Here is a 24,239-nt window from a genome sequence, read left to right on the forward strand (position 1 = left end):
TATGGCTAAAATAGTATGAAACATCACCTCTCATGTCTCAGCGGAGACACGATAAAAGCGATATTTTTAGTGTGTCTGGCCGTTGGCGTCGTCGGGATGTCCTACGGATCGCTGGCGATGGCCTACGGCTTCCCGATTTGGGTGCCGTTTGTACTCTCCATTTTTGTCCTGGCGGGGGCGTCCGAATTTATGTTTATCGGCATTGTCGCCAGCGGCGGGAACCCACTGGCCGCCGCCGCTGCCGGTTTGCTGGTGAATGCCCGCCATATTCCATTCGGCGTAACGGTACGTGAACTGGTAGGCACCCGCGCCGCCAGCTTTCTGGGCTGCCATATCATGAATGATGAAAGCGTCGTCTTTGGTCTGTCGCAAAAAACACGGCAACAGCGCAAAGCCGCCTACTGGCTGTGCGGCGCGGGCGTCGCAATTTTTTGGCCACTGGGCGCACTGCTTGGCGCGATGGTCGGCAAACTGCTCCCGGCACCGGAAACCATCGGTCTGGACGCGGTATTTCCCGCCATTTTATTGGCGTTAGTGATCCCGGCGTTCAGGAATCGCACCACGCTGATCCGCGCCTGTAGCGGCGCCGGGCTGTCGCTTGCCGCCGTCCCCTTCGCACCGGTCGGGTTGCCGGTACTGCTCTCTCTGCTTGGCTTACTGACGAGGAAAAAATAATGGGCAACATGACGCTGTTTATCGTCGGTATTGCTGTGTTATCGGCAGGCACCTATCTGATGCGTCTTGGCGGAGCAAAGCTCGGCAACCGGCTGGCGCTCTCCGAACGTTCTCAGGCGCTATTGTCGGATGCGGCAACGGTATTGCTGTTTTCAGTGGCGCTGGCAACCACGTTTTATGAAGGCGAACATTTTGCCGGAATGGCGAGGGTACTGGGCGTCGCGTTCGCTGTTTTCCTGGCATGGCGCAAAATGCCGCTGATTGTGGTGATTATCGCTGCGGCGGTGGTGACAGCGCTGCTAAGGCTGGCGGGTATGCACTAAATATGAGGCATTTATCGGAATAGTAAAACAGTAAACGCAGAAACGAAAAAAGCGCCCTGAAGGCGCTCTTTCGACAGTTTTGGATCACTTATTTCAGCAGTTCAGCGGTCATATGCACGCGGTTACCGGAGTATGCGGAAGTGATTTTGTAATCACTGGCGCCAGCCTGCTGAGCCTGAGCGGCGATTTTTGCTTCTGCGCTTTCCAGAGTAGAGCCCGTCGCGGTAACAGACTGAGCGGCGAAAGAACCGAAAGAAGTAGCGAGAGCGATAACTGCGACAAAAGTTTTGATGCTTTTCATGATATAAACCCTTTAACTTAGTTGTTTGAGTAAGGCACCGTGCCTTGATGTGATAAATAATAGGCCGGTATTCGAACAACTAAAAGCGGAAGGATTTGCTATTCTTTTTCAAATTTACTGAATAAAACTCAACCTGTCATCAAACGCCGTGGATGCGTATAAATTGTCGCCTTGCCCGGCTTGCAAAAGCCCACCAGCGTCAGATTACAGCGCTCAGCCACGTCAACCGCTAACGTGGTGGCAGCGGAGACGGCAAACAGGATTTCAACGCCGCACATCGCCGATTTCTGCACCATTTCATAGCTGGCGCGACTGGAGACCAGCACCGCGCCCTGCTGCCAGCTTTCGCCTTCCGTCGCCCGGCGCCCCAGCAGTTTATCCAGCGCGACATGGCGACCGACATCTTCATGCCCGCCGGCTAATTCACCGGACGGCATCGCCCACGCCGCCGCGTGAGTACAGCCGGTAAGCTGACCGACCGGTTGAAAATCAGACAGATGCTTCAACGCGCGATCAAGATTCGCCAGGTTAAAGGTTTGGGTAAACGGGAGCGGCGTAATGGGTTTGCCGATGTCATTCAGCTGCTCCACGCCGCAAACGCCGCAGCCGGTACGCCCGGCCAGGGCGCGACGACGTTCTTTCAGCCCCATAAAACGGCGGCTGGAAAGCTCAATCTGCACTTCAAGGCCGTTGCAGGAAGGAACGACGTCCATGCCATAAATATCCTGCGAACATTCAATAATGCCTTCCGACAGTGAAAAACCGATCGCGAATTGTTCCAGATCTTTCGGCGTAGTCATCATCACTACATGGGAAATGCCGTTATAGACCAGCGCGACAGGAACTTCCGTCGCCAGCATATCCGGTTTTGATTGCGTCAGGCACCCGCGCGTCCAGACGGCATGAGAAACAGCGCCCTCCGGGGATGAATTTTGATGGTCAGACAAAGCAGCTTCCTGGTATGGACTCACGATAAGAGAGATTGCGTTCAGGCAGGATGAGAGCGCCTTTGCGCATTTAACTGCGGTTATTGTCCTCCATTATTTTTGTGAGGTCAAAACCGGGGCAAAATCGCCCCGGTCGGCAGGATGAGAACGCTAGTTAGCCGCGAGAGCGTCAAACGACACGGTGTAGGTTTCTTCCAGATCCTGCGTATTGCTGGTCTGGAAAGCTTTATCGGCAAGATAAGTGGTGATCATCAGTGTTGCAACCCACTGTTTTCCTGCCACTTCCTGGCCGTTTACCGCAGCAGCGGACATATCCGGCAACAGCGTCATTTCCGCAGCGCCGCCCGATACCTGCGCCGCGCCCCGGGGAACCGAAGCCAACTGAACGGGAGCGTTATCGACTCTGGCATTTTTCATTTTAATCGACATCGCGCCGTTGTCAGAAAACTGCCAGGCCTGCCCCTGCCGGGCGGGGCCATCCACAAAGAGCCGAATTTTATGTTCATCAGTACAGATGACGGAGACCTGTAACTCCCGGGTGACGGAGGCATAACCGTGATACATATTCCCGGCGTATTCGGTGCTCCCCTCCCTCATATCCTCCCTGCGGAACCGCCCATAGTCGACCTGTTTTGTCGAAGATAAAATCTGACAGTCGCCTTCTTCCGCCAGCGCGGATGGCGCATTCCCACACAAGAAACCCGCCAGTAATACAGGCATAAAAACGCTAAGATGTTTCATGGAGCCAGCTCCCTGTTTCATTAGAGACATTTCCCTTTTATCTCCTCGTAGAATTTCTGCGGATCGGCTTCCGGCAGGGTGTAGTTCAGTTTGCATCGTCCACCGTCCACCTTCGCATACAGCTGATGGCTTGCTGAGATATCATTCAGGAAGATCAAACCGTCCTCTGGCGCGGAAGTGATGTATTCCCCGGCGTCGTTGACAATGGAGACGCCTTTTGGCAACGGAGTACCGTCTGCGCGCATGACAGAAAGCAGCACGCGCCGCTGACTCAGCGTGGTGAATTGCCATTTCGCGACCGCCCCGTGCGACGCTTTAATCGCCGTCCGGCCATTATTGACGTCAAGATTGCCCGGAAGACTTTGGGTATTGAGTTCCAGCGTACTTTCATGGAACGGCGTCAATGACGGGACGACGGCCTGGCCCCATTTATCGGTCCAGACGGGCCCGCGCGACGTCACGATTTCGATACCGGCAACAGGCTTGTCCAGTTGGGTAATGGCATACGTGTCCGCGACCGGATACGGTGAGAAGGTCACGCCATCGTCATGCGCCACAATGCCGCCACTCAATGCGGCAGAGTAGTTCGTATTGCTGTCGTTATCGCCGCCAGCCGCCACGGACAGCGTGGTATAGTGAAGATTGCTGTTGAGCGAGCTATCCCAGTCGGTAACACTTTCGTCCTGATCGCGAGACACGCCGACCGTGTATTGGTTGTCGTCATTCAGCGACCCCATCGCCCGCGTGCCATAAGAGCTTCTTCCTTCACTCTCGCGATACCACGAGTTCGTTGAAACACCGGTACGGCCTAACGGAACAGAAACGTTCACGTAGAACATATCGCGATCGCTCTCATCCCCACGACTGATATCCGATTCCCAGTTCACGCTGACGCTGAAATATTTATAGGTTTGCGACCAGGAAGAGATAATGCGGCGGCTATTATAGTCGCTGTCCCAGGCCTCATTACGGTAGTAGCCGAGTGAAAAACGTCCCAGAAGCGTATCCGACCAACTGACCGCGACGTTCGTATCGTATTTCGTTGGGGAGTAATCATCGTCGTCGCTATACAGTTCCTGCATTTCGCGATAGTCCGCCGTGCCGTAGCTGCCGCCCAGCGAAATCCCCATCCCCCAGGGCAAGGAATACCCAAGATCCAGCGTGGTTTTGTGCCCATCAGTCTGGCTACGGTTATCGATCGACCCAAGAAACCCGAGCGAGGCATATAAATTCTGTACGGGAACGGTATCCACATTGGCAGAGAAACCGTAATAGTGGTTATCCGCCATCACCATTCCGGCCATGAGATTCATACGATTATTCACTGACCAGCCATCAGACGCCGACACAATCCAGGGCTGCTCAAAATTCGTGTCCATATCTTCCGCACGCCCCACGGCCAGAGAAAAGCCCGGCGCCCTGCCGACATGGTTGCTACGAAACGTGCTCGCCGATACGGTAAAATGGCTTTCGCTTCCATCGGTCTCCGTCACCGTGACATTCAGGTCGGTGTTGAGGTTAGCAATGGGCACATCGGTTAAGGTAAAGGGGCCAGCGGGAACAAGCGTTGAATAGATGATCTGCCCGCCCTGGCGAATATCCACGCGCGCCTGAGAATATCTGGCGATCCCCGTCACCTCGACGCCGCTCCCCTCGTTCGGCAGCAGGGTATTATCCGGCATGACTTGCACACCGTAGACCGATGGAATACTAAAGCGGCTGTTGGCAATGTTGATTTGCCCGCCCTGCACCATCACGCCATAGTCGGCGAAAGTGCGTTGCGCGTAGGTATAATACGAGTCGGTTTCTAATTTCTGGTCGCTGCCGTCGCTGACGAATTGTGTGCTGCGCACAATCCAGTCACCCGCATTAAAACCAAGTTCAAACGTTGACTGAAAGCGGTCTGAATTATCGCCGTCATATTTATAATGCGTGCCAAACATGGAGTAATTCAGCATTGCGGCATGACCACCGCGAACGTCCGCGACCTGTCGGTTATTATCTGGATCAATCGCTTCCTGCGGAACAACCAGCGACATTTCTTCTGTTTCAGGCGTAGCGCTAACGGTTGCCGTAGACCAGTATTGATGGATCAGCGGGCAGGTTTCTCTTTTTATTTTCGTGATGAGTCCTGCGCTTTCCAGAAATGCTTTATCAATACAGGGCTGCCCTTCCTCATTAAACTTAACCGACATGACACTGTGTTTCTTGCCATTAATAATAACGGTCACATTATGGACACCAGGAGTGAACCGGGACGCTAAGGAATAATAATCAGCAATCACAGGATCGAGACCATTAGATTCTAATGCATCAGTATCAAATACCGCTCTCGCCAACTCCATCGTTCCAGTAGAGGTCGGCATTATTTCCGCCCGTATACTGAAAGCGATTGCCGTCAGACAAAACACAATAATTCCTTTTTTAGCGGAACCGCGAATCATAACCACTCCATGTGTTTTACAATAAACTGAGATTAATTATTTTATTTCTGCGACAAAACTCTTCGCCTTATAGCCATAGCGCGTAGCAGGATACATTTCGATATTTTTATCCAGTGCGGATAATGTGGTCGAGGCATGGGCACTTATTGTTTCACCCGGCAGAATATAAGCCTTTGGTAAATCAGCGTGCGCGCCTGATGGCAATAATTTTACTTTCTGTTCCAGACGGATAACATAAGGCGTTTTATTTTCTACGCTGAGTTTTCCGCCGCGCATATGCCACTGGAGATCTTTCCACGGCTCCATATTCACATCTAAACCCGAAGGATGAATAATGACGGGAAGGTTTTGGCTAAAGACCACTTTAACTTTGTTTTTATCCCGTTGCGGGATGGTCGTAAAAATAACGCGCTTCAAATGCTCAACTTTTAACGGCTCCGCGCTATTTTTAAGAACGAATCGCACACGTTGCGTCTTACCGGCATCAACACGCGTAACGGGTTGCGTGACAATCAGGCCAGGCTGAGGATCGTCTGGAAGATTGACGATTTTGGTATACAAGAGCTGGGCATCAGCATCGGTGTTTTTGACATCCATACTGCCGCCTTGCTCTTCTTCATTAATCAGCAGCAGCGACGTGTCGGGCACCATCCCGGCAGCCAGACAGTTAAATGACGCCAATAAACAGGCGCAGATTAATGTTTTCTTGAAGGAAAGCATAATATTAGTCCATTAATATTCATAACTGCTCCCCATAGTAATATGGGGAGCATCTACGATACGTGCAGTGTAATTACAGATATACCAGCTCTACGGTGGTTAAGCCGTCAAGCGTCGCTTCATCGGTAATTTGCAGATCGTCTGTCGGGTTGATAATCGCAGACACACCGACGTTAAAGTTGACTTTTGTTTGCGGTTCTGGCGCATCAGCCGAGCTTTTACCAAAGCTGTAAACCTCGCTGTTATTACTTACAATCTGCATATAGCTGTTGCCTGCTTTTGTTCCCCAGGTAGTGCCGTCATTTGTTGAGAAATAGGCAATCAGGTTATCGCCATTGCCGTTAGTCAGCGTTCCTGAATCAATCTGAATACCCAGCGCATATGCCCCAATTTTCTGGCTACCGTACAGCCCCAGGCCAAAAAGATAATTAGCAGAAGAAATAAAATCAGTCGATGCGAAATTAATGGCATAACCGGTGGTCGGTGCAGAAGCGCTATGCATATCAGTAAAAGAAACGCCGACACGCGTATCTTCTTCACAGGTAATGGCGACTGGCACGGTTTTAATGTCAGGCAGCGCGGTTGGCGCAGTTGAATTTAATGACGCCACTTTGATGGTGCCAAAATCAGCGATACCGCCGCCGCTTGGGAATGACGGAATACAGGAAGCAGGAACAATTTTCCCTGATACTTTAATATCAACGCTCGGTGCCGCCATAACGGAGGAAGCCGTCAGCGCCAGCACAGACGCCATCAGGCTTTTTTTAAAAAAAACATTCATTTTTATTTCCTTATAAAAGAAGCCACTTTATATAATGATGACCTCTGCATATTTCAAAAAATTGACATGACACCAACATAAAATATTGGTTGGCGAAATTTATCATTTGTCAAAAAACCATACAATCGAAAGATTATTTTTAAGAATTTATTCCAGGAAAATCCTCAAAGGAAATCCTTATATATATTCACCAGACATATACAATGATTCATATAAAAGATTAAATCCCGTTATTGTATAAATAATAAATATTATCTACCGCCAGAAAAGTCGATCCATCCAGAACTACCGATAAAGAATGCTGATACCTCATCTCTTTTCGAACAACAACACAATTATTTAACATAGTGATGATTACGCAGCGAAATTTATTAACTCTAAAGTATTAGCTCCTGCTTTTTCGGTTGCAAAGCTCGTCATTCATTATGCCTCAATGTGATAAGCATCACATTTTCATGTTGCCATCATGAAAACTCATTCACTTTTATTTAACCGCAACAGAACACACCTACCAACATTATGGTATCCTGAGTTATATCCCTCCCGGAACTGAGGGAATGCGCAAATTCTTCCCTTTGCGGCCGGTTTCATGGTGGTCCGCAAAGTAAAACTACATAGCAATGTCGAAACAAGGAGCAAACCATGCAGGTCAGCAGAAGGCAGTTCTTTAAGATCTGCGCTGGCGGTATGGCAGGCACCACGGCGGCGGCACTGGGTTTCGCACCCAGCGTAGCGCTAGCGGAAACACGGCAATATAAATTGCTGCGCACCCGCGAAACCCGTAACACCTGCACTTACTGTTCCGTTGGTTGTGGGCTGTTAATGTACAGCCTCGGCGACGGTGCAAAAAACGCCAAAGCATCTATCTTCCACATCGAGGGCGATCCGGATCATCCGGTCAGCCGTGGCGCGCTTTGCCCGAAAGGGGCCGGTCTGGTGGACTTCATTCACTCCGAAAGCCGCCTGAAATACCCGGAATACCGCGCGCCAGGTTCAGATAAATGGCAGCAAATCAGTTGGGATGAGGCATTCGACCGCATCGCTAAACTGATGAAAGAGGACCGCGACGCCAACTACGTTGCACAGAACGCCGAAGGCGTGACCGTTAACCGCTGGCTCTCCACCGGGATGCTGTGCGCTTCCGCATCCAGTAACGAAACCGGCTATTTAACGCAAAAATTCTCCCGCGCGCTCGGTATGCTCGCGGTCGACAACCAGGCGCGTGTCTGACACGGACCAACGGTAGCAAGTCTTGCTCCAACATTTGGTCGCGGTGCGATGACCAACCACTGGGTCGACATGAAGAACGCCAACCTCATCGTGGTGATGGGCGGTAACGCCGCTGAAGCCCACCCGGTAGGGTTCCGTTGGGCGATGGAAGCTAAAATTCACAACGGCGCGAAGCTGATTGTGATTGATCCTCGCTTCACGCGTACGGCGTCGGTGGCCGATTTCTATGCCCCTATCCGTTCCGGTACTGACATTGCCTTCCTGTCAGGCGTACTGCTGTACCTGCTGAACAACGAAAAATACAACCGCGAATACACCGAAGCCTATACCAACGCCAGCCTGATCGTGCGTGAAGATTTTGGCTTCGAAGATGGCCTGTTTACGGGCTATGACGCGGATAAACGCAAGTACGACAAAACCAGTTGGGCCTACGAACTGGATGAAAATGGCTTCGCTAAACGCGACACCACGCTGCAACATCCTCGCTGCGTGTGGAACCTGCTCAAGCAGCACGTTTCCCGCTATACGCCGGATGTGGTGGAAAATATCTGCGGCACGCCGAAAGCCGATTTCCTGAAAGTATGCGAATACATTGCGGAAACCAGCGTCAAAGATAAAACCGCGTCGTTCCTGTATGCCCTCGGCTGGACGCAGCACTCCATCGGCGCGCAAAACATCCGCACGATGGCGATGATCCAACTGTTGCTCGGCAACATGGGGATGGCTGGCGGCGGCGTCAACGCGCTGCGCGGTCACTCCAACATTCAGGGGCTGACTGACTTAGGGTTGCTGTCGCAAAGCCTGACGGGTTACATGACGCTGCCCAGCGAAAAACAGACCGACCTGCAAACCTACCTTGCCGCCAACACGCCAAAACCGCTGCTGGAAGGTCAGGTCAACTACTGGAGCAACTACCCGAAATTCTTCGTTTCTATGATGAAAGCCTTCTTTGGCGATAACGCGACGAAGGACAATGACTGGGGCTTCGACTGGTTGCCGAAGTGGGACAAAGGGTACGACGTCCTGCAATACTTCGAGATGATGAACGAAGGCAAGGTCAATGGCTATCTCTGCCAGGGCTTTAACCCGGTCGCCTCATTCCCGAACAAAAACAAAGTGGTTGCGTCACTCTCTAAACTGAAGTTCCTGGTGACTATCGACCCGCTCAATACCGAAACGTCCACCTTCTGGCAAAACCACGGTGAGTCGAACGATGTTGATCCGTCGAAAATCCAGACTGAAGTGTTCCGTCTGCCGTCAACCTGCTTCGCCGAAGAGAACGGTTCTATCGTCAACTCCGGCCGCTGGCTGCAATGGCACTGGAAAGGCGCGGACGCCCCCGGCGACGCCGTAACCGACGGCGAGATCCTGGCCGGTATCTTCTTACGCCTGCGTAAGATGTACGCCGAGCAAGGCGGCGCAAACCCGGAACAGGTACTGAATATGACCTGGAACTACTCCACGCCGCATGAACCGTCTTCGGAAGAAGTGGCGATGGAAAGTAACGGTAAGGCGCTGGCCGATCTTATCGACCCGGCAACGGGGGCGGTGATCGTGAAGAAAGGCCAACAGCTCAGCTCGTTCGCCCAGCTGCGTGACGATGGCACCACCTCCAGCGGATGCTGGATTTTCGCCGGTAGCTGGACGCCGGAAGGCAATCAGATGGCGCGCCGCGATAACTCCGATCCGTCAGGCCTCGGCAATACGCTGGGGTGGGCATGGGCATGGCCGCTGAACCGCCGCATTCTGTATAACCGCGCCTCCGCAGACCCACAGGGCAACCCGTGGGATCCGAAGCGCCAAATCCTGAAATGGGACGGCGCGAAATGGGGCGGGATGGATATCCCTGACTACAGCGCCGCTGCGCCGGGTAGCAACGTCGGGCCGTTCATCATGCAGCCGGAAGGGATGGGTCGCCTGTTCGCGCTCGACAAGATGGCGGAAGGGCCGTTCCCGGAACACTACGAGCCGTTTGAAACGCCGCTGGGGACGAACCCGCTGCACCCGAACGTTATCTCCAACCCTGCCGCCCGTATCTTTAAAGGCGACGCAGAGGCGTTGGGTAAAGCCGATAAGTTCCCTTACGTCGGAACAACTTACCGTCTGACCGAGCACTTCCACTACTGGACCAAACACGCGCTGCTTAACGCTATCGCGCAGCCGGAACAGTTTGTGGAGATCGGCGAGAAGCTGGCGAACAAGCTCGGCATCGCGCATGGCGATACCGTAAAAGTCTCCTCCAACCGTGGCTATATCAAAGCCAAGGCGGTAGTGACCAAGCGCATTCGCACGCTGAAAGCAGACGGCAAGGATATCGATACCATCGGTATTCCTATTCATTGGGGCTACGAAGGGGTGGCGAAAAAAGGCTTTATCGCCAATACGCTCACGCCATTCGTCGGTGATGCGAATACGCAGACGCCGGAGTTCAAGTCCTTCCTGGTGAATGTGGAAAAGGTGTAACGGAGACGACCTATGGCTTATCAATCGCAAGACATCATTCGTCGTTCCGCGACTAACGGTTTCACTCCCGCGCCACAGGCGCGGGATCACCAGCAAGAGGTGGCGAAGCTTATCGACGTCACCACCTGTATTGGCTGTAAAGCCTGTCAGGTGGCCTGTTCGGAATGGAACGACATCCGTGATGAAGTGGGCAGCAACATCGGGGTGTACGACAACCCGGCTGATCTGACCGCAAAATCCTGGACGGTGATGCGCTTCTCGGAAGTGGAGCAAGACGACAAACTGGAATGGCTTATCCGTAAGGATGGCTGTATGCACTGCGCCGATCCGGGCTGCCTGAAGGCATGTCCGGCAGAAGGGGCTATCATTCAGTATGCCAACGGCATTGTCGACTTCCAGTCTGAACAGTGCATCGGCTGCGGCTACTGCATCGCCGGTTGTCCGTTCGATGTGCCGCGCCTCAACCCGGACGACAACCGCGTTTATAAATGTACGCTGTGCGTTGACCGCGTGGTGGTGGGGCAAGAACCGGCCTGCGTGAAGACCTGCCCGACTGGCGCTATCCACTTTGGTTCCAAAGAGGCGATGAAAACGCTGGCAGGCGAACGTGTGGCTGAGCTGAAAACCCGTGGTTACGACAATGCAGGTCTGTACGATCCGGCGGGCGTCGGCGGTACTCACGTCATGTACGTGCTGCACCATGCCGACAAACCGAATCTGTACCACGGTCTGCCGGAAAACCCGGAAATCAGCGCGACGGTGAAATTCTGGAAAGGCATCTGGAAACCTCTCGCAGCGGTCGGCTTTGCTGCGACCTTTGCGGCCAGCATCTTCCACTATGTCGGTGTCGGCCCGAACCGTGCAGATGAGGAAGAAGACAATCTGCATGAAGAGAAAGACGAGGTGCGCAAATGAAACGACGTGACACCATCGTGCGCTATACGGCGCCGGAACGCATCAACCACTGGGTAACCGCCTTCTGTTTCGTACTGGCGGCGGTGAGCGGACTGGGCTTTTTGTTCCCGTCCTTCAACTGGCTGATGCATATTATGGGCACCCCACAGCTGGCGCGCATTGTGCACCCGTTCGTGGGCGTGATCATGTTCGCCTCATTCATCATCATGTTTTTCCGTTACTGGCACCACAATCTAATCAATCGGGATGATATCTTTTGGGCGAAGAATATTCGTAAGATCGTCGTCAACGAGGAAGTCGGCGACACCGGACGTTATAACTTCGGCCAGAAATGCGTATTCTGGGCGGCGATTATTTTCCTGGTCCTGTTGCTGGTCAGTGGAGTGATCATCTGGCGTCCGTATTTTGCGCCTGCTTTCTCAATCCCGGTGATCCGATTCGCGTTAATGCTGCATTCATTTGCCGCAGTAGCGTTAATTGTGGTTATCATGGTGCACATTTACGCCGCCCTCTGGGTGAAAGGCACCATTACCGCGATGGTGGAGGGATGGGTAACCCGGTCATGGGCGAAGAAACATCACCCGCGCTGGTACCGTGAAGTCCGCCAGAAACAGGAAAAGTCATCTGAATGAGTATTCGCATAATCCCGCAAGATGAGCTGGCGAAGAGCGAGAAACGTACGGCGGATATGATTCCGCCGTTATTGTTCCCCCGGCTCAAAAATTTGTATAACCGCCGCGCCGAGCGTCTGCGCGAGCTGGCCGAAAACAACCCGCTGGGCGATTATCTGCGCTTTGCCGCGCTGATCGCACATGCCCAGGAAGTGGTGCTGTACGACCATCCGCTGGAGATGGATCTGACCGCGCGCATCAAAGAAGCGAACGCGCAGGGCAAACCGCCGCTGGACATTCACGTTTTACCGCGCGATAAGCACTGGCAGAAACTGCTGCATTCGCTGATTGCTGAGCTGAAACCGGAGATGAGCGGCCCCGCGCTGGCGGTAATCGAAAATCTGGAGAAGGCTTCGGAACAGGAACTGGAGCAAATGGCGAGCGCGCTGTTTGAATCCGATTTTGCCTCCGTCAGCAGTGATAAGGCCCCGTTTATCTGGGCGGCGCTGTCGCTCTATTGGGCGCAAATGGCCAGCCTGATCCCCGGTAAAGCCCGTGCGGAGTACGGCGAACAGCGTCAGTATTGCCCGGTGTGCGGCTCAATGCCGGTTTCCAGCATGGTGCAAATCGGCACCACGCAGGGTCTGCGTTACCTGCACTGCAACCTGTGCGAAACCGAGTGGCATGTGGTGCGCGTTAAATGCAGCAACTGCGAGCAGAGTCGCGATCTGCACTACTGGTCGCTGGATAACGAACAGGCGTCGATTAAAGCAGAAAGCTGTGGTGACTGCGGTACTTACCTGAAGATTCTGTATCAGGAAAAAGACCCGAAAGTGGAAGCCGTCGCCGACGATCTCGCCTCACTGGTGCTGGACGCGCGCATGGAGCAAGAGGGCTTTGCCCGCAGCTCCATCAACCCGTTCCTGTTCCCGGGCGAAGGGGAGTAATTCTGACGTCAGGTCGGGTGGCGCGTGCCGCCCGGCTTATAAATGATAAGGCGTAATGACTCCCGGAATCCCCGCGAAGTCCTTTGTATTGCGCGTCACGAGCGCAAAACGATGAATGTGCGCTGTAGCCAGAATAACCGCATCCGGCAACTTCATCCCATATTCCTGCCTGAGACTGACACTTCTTTCGGCAATATCCTGTGAAACGCCAATAACGTTAAAAGCGCTCAATGCTATACGTGTGCGGGATTCCTGATGGTACTTTTTTGCCCCTACCATCACTTCCATCCAGGTAATGAGACTAATGGCATTCTGGGGTGAGTAAGCTTCGAGAGCCTTCTTCGCTTCATCACGCCCGCTAAATAAATCAATGAGAATATTGGTGTCAAACAACACCGGACCTTTAATCATTGCCACTCCTCGCGGAGCTTCCTTTCGTATTCAACGCCATCTTCTTCGCAACCTTGCCAGAGCCCCAGCGCATCGGAAATAGTGGTTTCGGCTTGTCCCTGCCTTTCCAGGTATTGTTCAACTGCTTCGCGTAATAGCTCTGCTCGCGGAAGATTACGCTGTTGTTTGAGGTCATCAAGCCGCTTGATAACTTCATCTGATAAATCAAGTAATATTCTGCCCATTTCCATCCCAGCCATCATACTCATATATACCTCCAGTATATCATTGGCGATTAATTTTCAAACAACATACACCGATGAAAGACCAGAAAAAAGACTCTATGAGCGCGATTTTTGCTTTTACGAGCCGCTTTCCAGAATTGCAACCTCGTCAGCACTCCCCGTTTCTTTTCGCTAAAAACCAGGTTATAACGCTGTATATCCATACAGATTAAGGGAGTAAAAATGGCACTGGAAAGCGGTATTGCACAGCTGGTTGAGGCGTTTATCGCTGCGGGTCGCCCCTCTTCACGGGCGCAAAATATCGAATAAAGGGGGATGACCCCCTTTATCCTACTCTTCCTCGTTGCCGCCCTCTTCATAAGGGCCAAACGGTTTTGCCGGCAATACGATATAAATACCTTCAAAAACTGCGCCTGACGTCTCGTCGCCAAACAACTCCACTTGCAGTTGCACGCGTGCTTTACGGCCTCGCGCCAGCCTGTCCAGATCGCCGCTCAACGACCCCAGATCGGCGATTGCGCTGGGTTTGCCGCTGATGGGTCTGCTGTAGCGAATATGCGCATCGGCGAGAATAATCGTACCGCCCAGATGACGCTCGCGCAGCATGAGCCAGATCAGCCCCCAGCCGGTAAGCGTTGCCAGTGAAAACAAACTCCCGGCAAACAACGTGTGGTGCGGATTCTGATTGCCCGTTTCAGGCATGGTCGTAATAAATTTCTGACCAGTGTACTGCTGAATGCGCACCCCCATTTTTTCACTTAACGGGATGTGCTCATACCAGGCCTGCTGAAGCTGCCCACACCAGTCGCCACGGTGCAGAATGTCATCCAGCGTCGCGACCGGTTTAATCATCAGAAAATGGCGAACCGGCGTGGTTTGCGGGGTCGTGATTTCCCCTTGATTCACAAAGCCAAGTTTGGCGAAGAACGCTACCGCATCTTCACGGGCGCTACAGGTGACGCGTTTTACCCCTTCCTGGCGCGCCACGGACTCCAGGGTCATCGCCATCAACGTTCCCAGCCCTTTATCCTGAACAGACGGTTCAACGGCCATGAAACGAATAGAGGCTTCGTTATCCGCATTGATATACAAACGCCCTACCGCAACCAGGTTCCCCTCTTCATCCACCACCATTTGATGATGCGCCATCGCATCCCAGGCATCGCGTTCGGAGCCTTTCGGCTGGTGGAGCGGTTTGCGCAGCATTTCCCAGCGAAACTGGTAGTAACGCGCTAATTCTTCTTCTGTTTGCGGTACTCGAAGGTGATACATAGCTGTACTCTCTCTTGTTACCCGCGGCCACGCCGGAAGCTGGCTCATACCTGTAGCCAGAACGTTACGGGGCCATCATTGACCAGCGAGACCTGCATATCGGCAGCGAAACGTCCGGTTTGCGTGTTCATTTCCTGTTGGCGGCAGCGCTCAACAAAGTATTCATACAGCGCTTCAGCGCGATCCGGCGCGGCGCCTCTTGAGAAGCCCGGTCGCATACCGCGTTCAGTATCGGCGGCCAGCGTAAATTGCGACACCACCAGCACGCTTCCCCCCGCCTGTTGCACGTTGAGATTCATTTTGCCTTCGGCATCGCTAAAAATTCGATAACCGAGCACGCGCTCGCACAGGCGATTCGCTTTCTGTTCGTCATCATCCCTTTCGACACCTAATAACACTAAAAGTCCCTGGCCGATTTCACCCGTCACCTCGCCCTCCACGGTGACGCTGGCACGGGTTACGCGCTGAATTAATGCAATCATGATTGGTCTGCTTCTTCTTGTTCTGCGGCTTGTTTGAGTTTGCGGTATTCCCCGAGAGTGACAGTTATTTCGGCACCAAGCAAGACGATACACCATGTCCAGTACACCCAGACAAACAAAATGGGGATAACCGCCAGCACGCCGTAAATCAACTGATATGACGGGAACATGGTGATATAAAGCGCGAATCCTTTCTTTCCTGCTTCGAACAGTACCGCTGCGACAAAAGCGCCGACGACGGCATCGCGGTTTGGTACGCGCGTGGTCGGCACAATGCTGTACAGCAGCCAGAACGAAATCCAGGAGAGAATCAGAGGGAATACCCTCAGGACGTTATCGATAACCGTGTTGAGCTCGCTGGCCCAGCGCAGAGAAAGCAGATAGGAGCTGATCGCCAGGCTGGCGCCCGCCAGCAGTGGCCCCAGGGTCAGAATCATCCAGTAAACGGCGAAAGAATACACTTTTGGACGCGTGCGTTTGCTACGCCAGATGGTGTTCAGGGCGCTGTCGATGGCATACATCAGCAACAGCGCCGTGACGATCAGTCCACAAGCGCCTACCGCCGTCATTTTGTTGGAATTTGCGACGAACTGCTCAATATAACGCTGAATAACATCTCCCGTCGCCGGGATGAAGTTAGCAAAAATAAAATGACGTAACTGGAGACTGACGTCGGAAAACATGGGAAAGGCGGCGAAAAGCGCAAAAACGACGGCGATCAACGGCACTAACGAGAGCAACGAGACATAGGCCAGGTTCCCCGCCAGGGTGGTCATATTGTCCTCGTCAATGCGCTGCCACAACAGTTTAAGCCAGGCCCTGACTGGACGCGTATGATGCCTGGCTTTTTGATGCACGTTTTTTAGCATAACAACTTCGCGAAATAATCCGGGATGGTCGTTTTATCCGTCACCAGAATACTGGTGATCCCCAACTGGTTAGCCCCTTCTATATTATCGGCGTTGTCGTCAAAAAAGACCGTATCGGCGGCGGAAAAACCTTCTGTCTGCAAAACATGCTGGTAAATCCGCACCTCAGGTTTACGCATGCCCAATTCCTGAGACAGATAAATATGATCGGCAGCCTGGCGAACTTCAGGGTATTCATCCGGCCAGAAGGTCGTATGCAGACGGTTGGTATTAGACAATACGACGACACGATGCCCCTGCTCGCGAAGCTTATGCATGATGTCGATAACCTCGGGCCGTAATGCGACAAATACCGCCTGCCAGCCGTGGGAAAATTGCTCATAGCTCAGCGGCAACGCCATCTCATGGCACAGCGCTTCTGCGAAGGCTTCATCAGTGATCTCCCCCCGCTCATGCTGATGAAACGCCTCTCCCATCGTAAAACTTTGCTTCAACGAAGCCAGCGGGACACGGCTCAGGTCACTCCATGCACCTAACACGCGGTTGAAGTCGATATCGACAATCACATTACCTAAATCAAAGATATAGAGCATGATCCTCTCCTTGCAAGCCGTGGATGAATAACTGTAGCGGGAAAGCAGGAGTTTGACTATGCGCCGGACAGGGAAAAAATCGACTAACGCAAACGGAAAAAAGGCGATGCAATGCATCGCCTTAACACTTTTCGCCGGATGGCGGCTTTGCCTTATCCGGCCTACAAAATAGTCCGTAGGCCCGGTAAGCGGTAGCGCCACCGGGCGCCTGCCGGATGGCGGCTGTGCCTTATCCGGCCTACAAAACAGCCCGTAGGCCCGGTAAGCGGTAGCGCCACCGGGCACCTGCCGGATGGCGGCTGTGCCTTATCCGGCCTACAAAATAGTCCGTAGGCCCGGTAAGCGGTAGCGCCACCGGGCGACCTGCCGGATGGCGGCTTTGCCTTATCCGGCCTACAAAATAGTCCGTAGGCCCGGTAAGCTATCCACCATTATGGTTCAGAAGCTGTATTTCACCCCCAACATCGCTGCGGTATCGCTGTAACTGTTGTCGCCTACCTGCTGAGCTACATTCCCCCACACCTGCAAACGCGGGTTAATTTGCCCTTCCACACCAACTTTTAGCTCACCAATATTTTTGGTGCCGCTGATTTCATCCCGGATCGCCCCCATCTGGACGCTCTGGTTATGGGTATTGTGGAGCCAGTTTGCTTCAACAAACGGCTGAAACTCGCGGTCTTTGCCGTCATCAATGGCGTTATGGCCTTTCAGGTATGCACGCACACCGAGTCGGGTCATCAGGTTGCCGTCAGTTTTGTCTTTCACCTGAGTGCCGTTGCTTTCACGGTGCGAGTCAGCCTGCACGTCCATCCAGATCACCTGGGCTTTTGGCTGGAGCCAGTAACTCGTACGCTCGCTTTCGCCTATCAGGAAGGTGTATCCCCCTTCGATGGATGCCGTGATACCGTCAGATTTGTATTTTTCACTGGCAAGATGGTCACCCTGCACGGTGTTATCAAACCAGTTATAGAGCACCCAGCTATCCAGATACGTCCCGGTTTTATCCGCTTCATTCGCATACCACGTCGCATACACCCCCGCGCTGTAGCCGTTCACATGACCGCGTGAAGCGTAGCCATTATGGGTGTTATGCGTTTTACTTTTCTGATTGGCGTAACCCGCCATCACCCCCAGATGCCAGCGGTCGAGACCATCGCTGCTCCACTGCGCCAGGTCGCCGCCAATCTGCAATACATAGCGATTAGCCTGCGTTTTCAGCTGCTTGCTGCCATCAGTAAAGCGCATATGACCACCTACGTTACGCATCCACATGCTGGTCACTTTCTGCTCACCCGTTAATATGTCGGTGTACTGGGTTTCACCCAGGCGATCGTGCAGACGGGTGATAAACAGCGTATTAGCGGCATAGTTGTTCGCCAGATAGCTACCAAATTCAGGGCGGTATTGATGTTCACCAGGTTCAGGCGCTGGCGGCAGCGGTGGCTCTGGTGGCGCAGGGGGATCAACAGGATCGACCGGCCCTGGCGGCGTTGGTGGTTCCACGGGATCAACCGGCCCTGGTGGTGCCGGCGGGTCCACCGGGTCAACCGGTCCCGGCGGTGTTGGTGGATCGACCGGGTCCGGGTTTTCTGGTTCCGGCTCCGGCTCAGGTTCTGGTTCTGGCTCCACCGGGCTTAGCTGGCTGGTGAGATACCAGTTACTGGCATTTTTCACCACGTCATAGTCATAGCCGCCCGCCACAATACGTCCGGCTTTGGTGAACGTTCCGTCGGAAACGCCCTCAACGTCCACAATCTCAATGCCGTTAAGGGTCAGATCGCCCACACCGCCGATGTTATTGATGCCTACGTTGGTATTGCCGGAGGTATCCCCTTTGACGATCAGTTTATCGGTAAAAGAGTCATCGCCTTCAAGCACGGTGTTCAACACCAGTAACGCATCTGTGCCGGTGTAGTTGCCCCTCACGGTCAGGGTTTTAAAGGTACTTTCGTCATCGCGGGACACGCCATCTGCGCTATAACGCAATGCGGCCTGGTTCAGCGTCAGAGTAGAGACCACAGAGTTACCGGTCATCGTCCATTCGCTGTTTGCACCGTTTATATCCAGATCCAGCGTACCATGGTAGTTCGCGTTACTATTTTGTTGTGAAGAATCCGCTTGCCCCACAAAACGGCTCCCCTCTTCCATCCGCAGATCCATCGTACCGCCGTAATATGCGCGTAAATTTCCTTCAATGTCGTATACGCCAGAGCCAGCACTATCGGTAGCATAATCCCACGAGCGAACCAACGCCTGTGAACCATAGGCGTAAATGGCATAAGCGCCGCTATCAGTAACCTGAATTTTACTATCACCGCTAAGGTTCACCGTTGCAGAATCAGTAGATGAATACGCATAAACGCCATGTGCGCTCACGCCGGAGGTTTTCAAATCCACATTATTAAGGTTTATTAACCCCTTACGGGCCACATATACCGCATGAGCACTACGCCCTGACGTCGCGACTGATGCGGTGCCATTAACCGTAATACTCGCATCGCCTTTTGCTGTACCTGTAAATTGCGCGGGATCTCTACCTGCATAGATCCCGTATCCCGTATTCGCGCCACCAGGACCACGGGTAACAATATCAGTATCACCATGGATAATTATTGATGACTGGGCGTTGTCTTTATTCGCAGACGCGTTGGCGCGTAGCCCCATTCCATTTTCAGCATCAACCGTTACATCACCATTGACTTCAACAATTGAATAATCAGCCTGTAATTCGCGACCAATATTTATTCCATCAGCACTACTTCCTGTTGCGGTAATATAGATATTATCTGCGACCAGTTTACCGCCTGCATTTTTAGAGTGTATTCCATCTGCTGCGGTGCCTGTTGTATTGATAACCAGATTTTTAAATTTATAGCCAATGTTATCAATATAGACACCCCAGCCAGTTAATCCTGAAGTAGTTCCTTCTGAGGTAGTATCAATACGGACTTCATCAAATCCACTGTAATCCCTTGCAGCTCCTCCGAGCGGATTACCATAGTGATATATAGTTGTATTGTCACAAAATAGTTGTGCGGTAGACGTGTAACTACATCCTGCTACAGCCTGCCCGCTCAACGCCAGCGCACTGGCAATACAGAGCGCAAGCTTTGCCGGGATCGGCGTTTTTTGAATAAGACGAGAAGATTTCATGAGAGCCACCTTTTCCGTAAGGCTTTTTTATTCGGATAAAAGCATCAAAGACGCGTGCATAAGATATTTATAAAAGGCGAAATCCATCCGCTCATCTTTAAATAATTAAAGAGTCAGAGTTCAAAGGCGTAATGAATTGTCACCTTAGCAGAATAAATACAAGTATTCATTTAATCTGTCAATGTACGGCAGGGGCTCATGAGATAACAGTAAATAAAATGCACCTTATTTATTTGCATTATTCTTAATAACTATTTTTATAAAATAAAAGCATCTCCGGCAGGAGAATAAACGCCTTATAAAACAACAGCTATCAGGGTAACAATAAGCAGGTGGCTTTTATTTTAAGATTTTTATATCACCACCAGGATGATTATATATTTAGCAAAAAGGTGAAAAAGAACCGTCTAAAAAGACGGTTCTGTTTATAACCCCTTCAGACTGACGTTGCGTCATCCAGGCCTGGGCTAACCTGAACGATCTCAACCTGCTGTGACTGAAGCAGGTTATGCAATGCCGGGCCAGGATACTCATCAGTAAACAGCGCCGTTACCTGCGACACGTTGCCAATCTCTACCGCTGCGGAAGCATGGTATTTCGTATGATCGGCAGCAAGGAGAATATGCCGGGAGTGAGCCATCATGGTTTTCACCACACTGGCTTCATTGACGTCAAACTCCAGCAACGCGCCATCGCTTTCTATCGCGCCGACGCTGGTGACAAGATAGTCCGCACGAAACCCCGCCACAAACGCCGTCGCAGAAGGGCCGATAATGCCGCTGTTATGCGGGCGAAGCGTTCCGCCGGGCACCATCACTTCAAAACGCGGATTATTGTACAGAATATGCGCCACACGCAGGCTGTTAGTGATAATTCGCAGATGATTGTGGTTTAACAGCGCCCGTGCTACCTGTTCAACGGTCGTACCAATGGTGATAAAGACCGTGGAGCCGTCTGGAATATAGTCCGCCACCGCTTCCGCGATGGCTTTTTTCTCTTCCGTCCAGGAGACTTCTCGCTGCTCAAAGGCGGTATTCACAACGCTGGAAGCCCGTCCCGCGCCACCGTGATGACGCGTAATCAATCCCTGATCGCTCAGTTTGCGGATATCGCGACGCACGGTCTGCGTGGACACATCCAGCAGGCCAGCCAGTTCGTCAATATTCATGTAACCGCGCTCGCCAATCAGCGCCAGCAACTGATCATGCCGTGGGTTACCGGTCAGTTCAGTAAGACTCATGCAAATTCCTCGAAAAACCATTGCCTTACATTTTATACAAAAAGTGACAGAAAAGATCGGGTTTGATCACAGTCAGGGATTCCGGCACGCCCGCCTGGTCGGGTGCATTTCAGTGCGGCCACGCCGCTGGCAAACCTGACGGCCTCTTCGATTGGCGTTCCGCCCGCCAGGCTAAAGGCGAGCGCACCGTGAAAAACATCCCCCGCGCCGGTGGTGTCGACCACCTCTACCAGGAATCCGGGTTGATGCCGGAAGACATTATCGTCTAACCAGTCGCATCCTTCACCGCCGCGCGTGACATAGACATGTCCATTTGTGAGCATTTGTGATTTTTTTAACGCGCTTACGGTATCCTGTATTCCCGTCAGGCGCGCCAGACCCGGTTCAGAGAAGGCGGCATGATCGCTTAACGCCACCAGCTCGCTGATGTCCTGTGGCGTCACATCGCCATCCAGAACCGTCATGACTCCGGCCCGGCGCGCCAGCGTGAACGCCCGTTTCGCCCCTTCATGCCAGCGAACATCCGCCAGCACCACATCCCATTGAGAAAAGTCGATCTCATTAAGCCAGTCAGCGTCATGCAATAAATCCGGGCTGGGATAATTGACGATAATCCGCTCCCCTTTCGCATCGACGATGACCGCAGACTGTGAGGACTTCGCCCCCGCGTAACGCCGGGTATAGCGGGTATTTACCCCCAGGGATTCCAGCTCCGCCAGCAGGCTGTTTCCGGTGTCGTCATCTCCCACACGCCCAATAAAGTCCACCTGCGCCCCCAGTTTCGCCGCAGCCACTGCGGCAGTTGCAGCAGGCCCGCCTCCCACTTCCGTATAACGTTTCGCCACATATTTACCCCCTTCAGTCGGTAAACCTTCAACGTAATAGATGCGATCCATCACGGTGATACCCACACAAGCAACACGAATCATGGTCATTCCTTAAGCATTTCGGGATGCGATTATTTTAATTTCGCAAAATGTTTAAAAAGTGACGGCTGTCAATTTTTTGACCATAAATTACAAATACGATCAAAAACAGACAAAATCAGCGTCACGCAAGTGACAAAAAATGACATTCACGTTTCAGGAGAACGATATGGCAGTGATTGCATTTGTCGGATTAGGCCAGATGGGTTCGCCCATGGCGAGTAATTTGCTCAAGCAGGGCCATCAGCTCAGCGTCTTTGATGTGAACCCCGACGCCATACAGACCCTGGTGGAAAAAGGCGCTCGTCCTGCCAGCAGCCCGGCGCAGGCGGCGAAAGAGGCCGAGTTTGTCATCACAATGCTGCCTAATGGCGATCTCGTTCGCAGCGTGTTATTCGGCGATCAAGGCGTTTGCGAAGACTTGTCGCAGGACGCGCTGGTGATCGATATGTCCACCATCCATCCGCTACAGACGGACAAACTTATCGCAGATATGCGCGCCAGAGGGTTCAGCATGATGGATGTCCCGGTCGGTCGAACGTCCGATCACGCCATTGCGGGGACGTTGCTATTACTGGCAGGCGGCAGCGCAGAACAGGTGGAGCGCGCAACGCCGGTACTGATGGCGATGGGCAATGAATTGATTAACGCTGGCGGCCCCGGCATGGGGATTCGCGTAAAGCTTATCAATAACTATATGAGCATCGCGCTGAATGCGCTTTCTGCCGAAGCCGCCGCGTTATGCGAAGCGCTGGGCCTCTCCTTCGACGTCGCGTTAAAAGTGATGAGCGGAACCCCGGCAGGCAAAGGCCACTTCACCACCTCCTGGCCCAACAAAGTGCTGAAAGGCGACCTTTCTCCCTCCTTCATGATCGATCTGGCGCACAAAGACCTGGGGATTGCGCTGGATGTTGCCAACCAACTGCATGTGCCGATGCCGCTCGGCGCCGCATCCCGTGAAGTTTATAACCAGGCTCGCGCCGCCGGTCGTGGCCGGGAAGACTGGACAGCCATTCTCGAACAGGTGCGTAACAGCGCCGGGTTACCGAACAAATTCAAAATGTAACGACTGAATAAAGGAAAACTGAATGAACAACTACACCATCAAAGACATTACGCGCGCATCCGGCGGCTTTGCCATGCTGGCGGTCGATCAGCGTGAAGCGATGCGCTTAATGTTTGCAGCTGCTGGTGCGAAGTCTCCTGTTGCCGACAGCGTACTGACGGATTTCAAAGTGAATGCCGCAAAAGCGCTGTCTCCTTATGCCTCCGCCATTCTGATTGACCAACAGTTCTGTTACCGCCAGGTGGTGGAGCAAAACGCGATTGCAAAAAACTGCGCCATGATCGTCGCCGCCGATGCGTTCATTCCCGGCAATGGCATTCCTGTCGATAGCGTCGTCATTGATAAAAAGATCAATCCACAAGCGATAAAGCAAGACGGCGGTAAAGCGCTAAAACTGCTGGTGCTCTGGCGCAGCGATGAAGATGCCCAACAGCGTCTTGATATGGTCAAAGAATTTAATGAGATGTGCCACAGCAATGGTCTGGTGAGCATTATCGAACCGGTTGTGCGCCCACCTCGCCGTGGCGATAAGTTCGACCGTGAACAGGCCATCATTGATGCCGCGAAAGAGTTGGGCGACAGCGGCGCGGATCTCTACAAAGTTGAAATGCCGCTGTACGGCAAAGGCGCGCAGCACGACCTTCTCGCCGCGTCACAGCGCCTGAACGAGCATATCAATATGCCGTGGGTCATCCTCTCCTCCGGTATTGATGAAAAATTGTTCCCTCGGGCGGTCAGAGTCGCAATGACCGCGGGCGCATCCGGTTTTCTGGCGGGTCGCGCCGTCTGGTCATCGGTGATTGGCCTGCCGGATACCGAACTGATGCTGCGTGATATTTCTGTGCCTAAGTTGCAGCGTTTGGGTGAGATCGTCGACGAAATGATGGCCCGCCGTCGTTAATGTG

The 24,239-nt window shown here is 52.8% G+C and carries 23 protein-coding genes; 8 read left to right on the plus strand and 15 right to left on the minus strand.

The window, feature by feature from the left end:
- Positions 1-15: 15 nt before the first annotated feature.
- Both OGY62_RS00345 and OGY62_RS00350 read left to right on the plus strand, forming a co-directional pair.
- Positions 16-675 (plus strand): AzlC family ABC transporter permease, encoded by a 660-nt coding sequence (locus OGY62_RS00345; RefSeq protein WP_047459858.1) that lies wholly within the window; start codon positions 16-18, stop codon positions 673-675.
- Positions 675-998 (plus strand): AzlD domain-containing protein, encoded by a 324-nt coding sequence (locus OGY62_RS00350; RefSeq protein ID WP_012133907.1) that lies wholly within the window; start codon positions 675-677, stop codon positions 996-998. Before OGY62_RS00345 ends, OGY62_RS00350 begins: the two co-directional genes overlap by 1 nt.
- A gap of 88 nt (positions 999-1,086) precedes the next feature.
- Here OGY62_RS00350 and OGY62_RS00355 read toward each other — a convergent pair whose 3' ends face one another.
- The 6 genes from OGY62_RS00355 to OGY62_RS00380 form a co-directional block, all read right to left on the minus strand.
- A complete protein-coding gene (locus OGY62_RS00355) occupies positions 1,087-1,299 on the minus strand; it encodes a YdgH/BhsA/McbA-like domain containing protein (protein ID WP_012133908.1) in 213 nt (70 codons plus the stop codon).
- A gap of 128 nt (positions 1,300-1,427) precedes the next feature.
- Positions 1,428-2,180 carry a formate dehydrogenase accessory sulfurtransferase FdhD gene (fdhD, locus tag OGY62_RS00360; protein ID WP_353654532.1) on the minus strand — a complete coding sequence of 251 codons (753 nt, stop codon included), beginning with the start codon at positions 2,178-2,180 and terminating at the stop codon, positions 1,428-1,430.
- A 216-nt stretch (positions 2,181-2,396) separates the two neighbouring features.
- Entirely contained in the window at positions 2,397-2,987 is a 591-nt protein-coding gene (locus OGY62_RS00365) for a DUF1120 domain-containing protein (protein ID WP_058669137.1), read from the minus strand.
- 20 nt (positions 2,988-3,007) lie between these two features.
- Positions 3,008-5,431, minus strand: coding sequence for a fimbrial biogenesis outer membrane usher protein (locus OGY62_RS00370; protein WP_286458840.1), 2,424 nt, complete (start codon positions 5,429-5,431; stop codon positions 3,008-3,010).
- Positions 5,432-5,467: 36 nt separating this feature from the next.
- The gene (locus OGY62_RS00375) at positions 5,468-6,151 is read right to left on the minus strand and encodes a fimbria/pilus chaperone family protein (protein ID WP_012133912.1); all 684 of its coding nucleotides are present in this window, start codon (positions 6,149-6,151) and stop codon (positions 5,468-5,470) included.
- Between the two features lie 73 nt (positions 6,152-6,224).
- Positions 6,225-6,932, minus strand: coding sequence for a DUF1120 domain-containing protein (locus OGY62_RS00380; RefSeq protein WP_112001479.1), 708 nt, complete (start codon positions 6,930-6,932; stop codon positions 6,225-6,227).
- Between the two features lie 642 nt (positions 6,933-7,574).
- On the opposite strand from OGY62_RS00380, the gene fdnG reads away from it, so the two are divergent.
- The 4 genes from fdnG to fdhE are packed head-to-tail and all read left to right on the plus strand — an operon-like array spanning position 7,575 to position 13,098.
- Positions 7,575-10,625, plus strand: a complete 3,051-nt coding sequence (gene fdnG / locus OGY62_RS00385) for a formate dehydrogenase-N subunit alpha (RefSeq protein WP_115626173.1) — start codon at positions 7,575-7,577, stop codon at positions 10,623-10,625.
- Between the two features lie 12 nt (positions 10,626-10,637).
- Positions 10,638-11,540 carry a formate dehydrogenase O subunit beta gene (fdoH, locus tag OGY62_RS00390; protein ID WP_012133916.1) on the plus strand — a complete coding sequence of 301 codons (903 nt, stop codon included), beginning with the start codon at positions 10,638-10,640 and terminating at the stop codon, positions 11,538-11,540.
- On the plus strand, positions 11,537-12,172 hold the full coding sequence (gene fdoI, locus OGY62_RS00395; RefSeq protein WP_049011887.1) for a formate dehydrogenase cytochrome b556 subunit: 636 nt from the start codon (positions 11,537-11,539) through the stop codon (positions 12,170-12,172). The genes fdoH and fdoI overlap by 4 nt, the downstream gene beginning before the upstream one ends.
- The gene (fdhE, locus tag OGY62_RS00400) at positions 12,169-13,098 is read left to right on the plus strand and encodes a formate dehydrogenase accessory protein FdhE (RefSeq protein ID WP_286458842.1); all 930 of its coding nucleotides are present in this window, start codon (positions 12,169-12,171) and stop codon (positions 13,096-13,098) included. Before fdoI ends, fdhE begins: the two co-directional genes overlap by 4 nt.
- A gap of 36 nt (positions 13,099-13,134) precedes the next feature.
- Here the strand turns inward: fdhE and OGY62_RS00405 are convergent, their stop codons facing one another.
- From OGY62_RS00405 to OGY62_RS00445, 9 genes are all read right to left on the minus strand, one after another.
- Positions 13,135-13,509 (minus strand): type II toxin-antitoxin system VapC family toxin, encoded by a 375-nt coding sequence (locus OGY62_RS00405; RefSeq protein ID WP_047459878.1) that lies wholly within the window; start codon positions 13,507-13,509, stop codon positions 13,135-13,137.
- A complete protein-coding gene (locus tag OGY62_RS00410; RefSeq protein WP_162790489.1) occupies positions 13,506-13,751 on the minus strand; it encodes a ribbon-helix-helix domain-containing protein in 246 nt (81 codons plus the stop codon). Before OGY62_RS00410 ends, OGY62_RS00405 begins: the two co-directional genes overlap by 4 nt.
- Before the next feature lie 312 nt (positions 13,752-14,063).
- Positions 14,064-15,005 (minus strand): fatty acid biosynthesis protein FabY, encoded by a 942-nt coding sequence (gene fabY, locus OGY62_RS00415; RefSeq protein ID WP_024130670.1) that lies wholly within the window; start codon positions 15,003-15,005, stop codon positions 14,064-14,066.
- 44 nt (positions 15,006-15,049) lie between these two features.
- Positions 15,050-15,487, minus strand: a complete 438-nt coding sequence (gene dtd, locus OGY62_RS00420) for a D-aminoacyl-tRNA deacylase (RefSeq protein WP_047459887.1) — start codon at positions 15,485-15,487, stop codon at positions 15,050-15,052.
- A complete protein-coding gene (locus OGY62_RS00425) occupies positions 15,484-16,356 on the minus strand; it encodes a virulence factor BrkB family protein (protein ID WP_012133924.1) in 873 nt (290 codons plus the stop codon). The genes dtd and OGY62_RS00425 overlap by 4 nt, the downstream gene beginning before the upstream one ends.
- Positions 16,350-16,949 (minus strand): glucose-1-phosphatase, encoded by a 600-nt coding sequence (yihX, locus tag OGY62_RS00430; protein ID WP_047459890.1) that lies wholly within the window; start codon positions 16,947-16,949, stop codon positions 16,350-16,352. Before yihX ends, OGY62_RS00425 begins: the two co-directional genes overlap by 7 nt.
- A gap of 438 nt (positions 16,950-17,387) precedes the next feature.
- Positions 17,388-20,102 carry an autotransporter outer membrane beta-barrel domain-containing protein gene (locus tag OGY62_RS00435; protein WP_286458843.1) on the minus strand — a complete coding sequence of 905 codons (2,715 nt, stop codon included), beginning with the start codon at positions 20,100-20,102 and terminating at the stop codon, positions 17,388-17,390.
- A 436-nt stretch (positions 20,103-20,538) separates the two neighbouring features.
- Entirely contained in the window at positions 20,539-21,342 is an 804-nt protein-coding gene (locus OGY62_RS00440) for a DeoR/GlpR family DNA-binding transcription regulator (protein ID WP_058668368.1), read from the minus strand.
- A 32-nt stretch (positions 21,343-21,374) separates the two neighbouring features.
- Positions 21,375-22,271, minus strand: coding sequence for a sugar kinase (locus OGY62_RS00445; protein ID WP_049009345.1), 897 nt, complete (start codon positions 22,269-22,271; stop codon positions 21,375-21,377).
- A gap of 166 nt (positions 22,272-22,437) precedes the next feature.
- On the opposite strand from OGY62_RS00445, the gene yihU reads away from it, so the two are divergent.
- Both yihU and yihT read left to right on the plus strand, forming a co-directional pair.
- Positions 22,438-23,334, plus strand: a complete 897-nt coding sequence (gene yihU, locus OGY62_RS00450) for a sulfolactaldehyde 3-reductase (RefSeq protein ID WP_230012458.1) — start codon at positions 22,438-22,440, stop codon at positions 23,332-23,334.
- 22 nt (positions 23,335-23,356) lie between these two features.
- Entirely contained in the window at positions 23,357-24,235 is an 879-nt protein-coding gene (gene yihT / locus OGY62_RS00455; RefSeq protein WP_047459903.1) for a sulfofructosephosphate aldolase, read from the plus strand.
- Positions 24,236-24,239 lie beyond the last annotated feature (4 nt).

It is taken from the genome of Citrobacter sp. CK198, from assembly GCF_030333295.1.
GTDB classification, from domain to species: Bacteria; Pseudomonadota; Gammaproteobacteria; order Enterobacterales; family Enterobacteriaceae; genus Citrobacter_B; species Citrobacter_B koseri.